Below are 3031 nucleotides of genomic sequence, written 5' to 3'. Positions count from 1 at the left end.
GGTTGTTGATCGTGTTGCCAAGGCCGTTGACGGGAAGCTGAATGTCCCCAAAACGGACTCTGGTGCTGTGGGGGGGAATGGTGCAAAAGGAACTGGTCAGGCTCTAGAAACCACCAAGCCCGTGACCATCAGCGGCGGTCGAGCCATCGACAAGGCACAGAGCTATGAAAGTGGTGTGCGAGATATATATGGAAGTGTTCCATATGCTGAACGTCAGTACACAACAGTCATAAACGGAAAGCGAGTAAATGGTGTCGCTGATAACGTAACGATTATTGATGGAAAGCGAACTGCTGTTGAGGCTAAGTTTGTAGAGGATTGGGGGAGTTCCATTCGGAACCCGACTAGCTCCTCAGGTTCGAAACCTTGGTCGGTTGCAGAGCAAACCAAGATGGTGGATCAGGCAAAGAAATATTCGTCAGGTTTTGAGGGTGGCGTTATTTATCATACGAATAGCCCAGAGCTGGCTAGTCAGTATTCGAAAGTGTTTACAGAGGCGGGTGTTACGAACTTTAAGTTTGTGATTACCCCAGTGAAGAATTGAGGTTGCGTCATGAGCGATCAACTTGAAGGGTTAGAGCGGATACTTGGTGGAAAGCTGGAAAGAGCAGATGCCAGGGTTGTTCCAGGAACTGATGGTGCATCTACTCGCGAGGCTATTTATTTCTCCGATGACGGGAAGAACAAGTTCAGAAAGCAGTTTAAGAACATAACCTGCTTTACTGAGCCACCTAATGCAACTTGTGGCGGCATCAATGAGGCTGGGTGCGATATTACACCTCCAGGTGGCCCGCTTTTTCATGCTGCCATATATCACGGCGATCTTGCCGGCTGGCGAAAGGACATGGAAGAGGGGGGCAAGGGGCTTGGTTTACTCCTTGCTCGAATAGAGGGGGATCAATTTGTTATTTCGGATGGTCGCTCATTTCCGCTGTCAGAATGCAAAATAGAGTTCACCTGAATATAAATAGCCCCGGCACTGCCGGGGCTATTTATTTCACTCCGCCGTAATAGAGAACAATAGGGGACAGACCACGTTTATAGGCAATAGGGGAAAGACCACGATTAATTCGTAAATCGTGGTCTGTCCCCTATTGTTCTGTGATGGGCGGTCTCGCCGCTGAGGCCATGGGCGGTGGCTTCAAGACAGGAGCCTTGGCAGCCGGTGTGAACGAGCTGCTGGTTGCTGAGTTGGATGCCCAGTACGAGAAAATGGGCATTGAGGACAGAAAAGCGCTGCTGGTGATGAACTCGCAGGTGATTGGAGTGCTGGCTGCTGCTGCACAGGGAGGGGAGGAGAAGGCGCTGCAAGTGGGGGCGCAGGTGGCGGGGAATGCTACGCAGTACAACTTCCTCAATCATCAGGATGTAGATGACCTAGGAGAGGCGCTGGAAGGATGTCAGGGGGACTGTGAGGAGGTCCGAGCAGAATTCCGGAAGCGAGACGCAGCAAATCGTGCTCGGTTGAAGGCCTGTACAACGGATTGCGCGCAAATTCGTGACGAACTGGATATGGGGTCCCGCGCACTAAGCGAGCTGTGGCAGCGCGACAATACCGGCATTACAGATGAGTTCCTACGAAACAACATAAATGAATGGTCAAGCTCCGGGCCACGGGTTGCAACTCAGGTTGCCAATGCGGCGCTAGAGGGCAAGCCAGGGGCATTGTCGGAGATTGGTCACTTTCTTGATCAGCAAGGGTTTAATCCGTTTGGTATAAATCCTACTGCTCTGGGAGGGTTAGCGGGCGGCAAGTCATCATCAACCGATACGCCGAAGGTTGCAGGGCCGGCGAAGACAGGATCGGCGGCTGGTGAAATGACACCTCCGCTGAATCAGTCTCTAGGTGCAAAAGAAAATGCAGCGAGTTCAGCATCTCATATAGATCAATGGAGTCGACACCCTAAAAGTATTCAGGATCAGATGGCCCTTCAAGCGGCTAAGGAAGGTCAAGGAGTAGTGATCATAAAAAACCTTAACGATCCTAAATTTAAGGGAATGGAAAAGGTTGAGCTGAAAGTAAAATCAGCAAATGGTCAGGACTCTGTGGTGCACTATGTTCGTGATCCAAAAACCGGCGAGCTAATGGATTTTAAGTTCAAAAAGCATAGCGTGGAAAATATTAAGCCATGGGGAAATGATTCATCAGTTCCTCCTATAAATCCTCCTTATAAGCATCCCGGGTCTGACTGATTATGAAAGTTATTTGCAGGATAGATAATTTGTACGACATAAAAGATGCGGATGTTTTGAGCAGGCTCAAAGAGTATATTCATTATCCTGATGGCGAGTTTGGTCTTGTCTTGGGTAAGGAATATACTGTTTATGGGGTTGTTTTTTGGGATAATGCTCCTCTGGTTTATATTTTTTTAGATGAGGGGGATGATTATCCTAAGCCAGTAGCTATGGATTTTTTTGAATTATCTGATGGTGGGCTCTCCAAGTGTTGGATGCTTTCATATTCTCCTCAAGGGACTAAAGAGTCTTCTAGCTCCTTGGTCTTTAAGGAGTGGGCAGAGGATCCTGTCTTTTATGAAAGGCTTGTAGAGGGCGATAAAGCGGCTGTTGATGTGTTTAATAAGTATCGCTCATTCATGGATTCTGAGGGGGGCTCTAGCCGTTAAGTTGGGGTTGTTTCTTTGGTCCAAAAGGGGGAGGTAACAATAGGGGACAGACCACGTTTATTGGTCTAGGGTTATGGAATTCCATGGAAGGAGGTCTGTATGCCACGTCGAGCACGCATATCATTGCCAGGCGTTTCAGTTCATCTGATTCAGAGAGGGAACAATCGCTCAGCCTGTTTTTACGCTGACGAGGACTATCTTTTTTATCTGGATGTATTGATGGAGCAAGCAAAGAAGCATGTGTGAGAAAAGGGGACAGATTTATTTTCGGGGCTGTGCTTGGCCTGAAGAAATAAATCTGTCCCCTTTTCTCTTCAGGAAAGTGGCTTGTTTAGCTACTCACTTAGTGAGCGGTTTAACGACGCGGTTTCCAGTCGTGGGGAGGGGCTTTATTACACCAGCGCTGC

4 protein-coding genes are annotated in these 3031 nt (G+C 48.5%); all 4 read left to right on the top strand.

Going from position 1 to position 3031, the window contains the following annotated elements; all coding sequences use genetic code 11:
- Window positions 1-544: hypothetical protein (locus BLS61_RS23720; RefSeq protein ID WP_167358774.1), on the top strand; the 544-nt coding region annotated here is incomplete at its 5' end.
- A 9-nt stretch (window positions 545-553) separates the two neighbouring features.
- Window positions 554-961: a hypothetical protein gene (locus BLS61_RS23265; RefSeq protein WP_090435422.1), complete on the top strand. Its 408-nt coding sequence runs from the start codon at window positions 554-556 to the stop codon at window positions 959-961.
- 206 nt (window positions 962-1167) lie between these two features.
- The gene (locus BLS61_RS23950; RefSeq protein WP_244158005.1) at window positions 1168-2193 is read left to right on the top strand and encodes a hypothetical protein; all 1026 of its coding nucleotides are present in this window, start codon (window positions 1168-1170) and stop codon (window positions 2191-2193) included.
- Between the two features lie 29 nt (window positions 2194-2222).
- Window positions 2223-2624 carry a hypothetical protein gene (locus BLS61_RS23255; RefSeq protein ID WP_244158004.1) on the top strand — a complete coding sequence of 134 codons (402 nt, stop codon included), beginning with the start codon at window positions 2223-2225 and terminating at the stop codon, window positions 2622-2624.
- The last annotated feature ends 407 nt before the right edge of the window (window positions 2625-3031 follow it).

The sequence above is a fragment of the Ectopseudomonas guguanensis genome (assembly GCF_900104265.1).
Classification (GTDB): Bacteria; Pseudomonadota; Gammaproteobacteria; order Pseudomonadales; family Pseudomonadaceae; genus Aquipseudomonas; species Aquipseudomonas guguanensis.
Note: the sequence above shows the minus strand (reverse complement) of the source record. Positions and strands in the feature narration are given on the sequence as shown.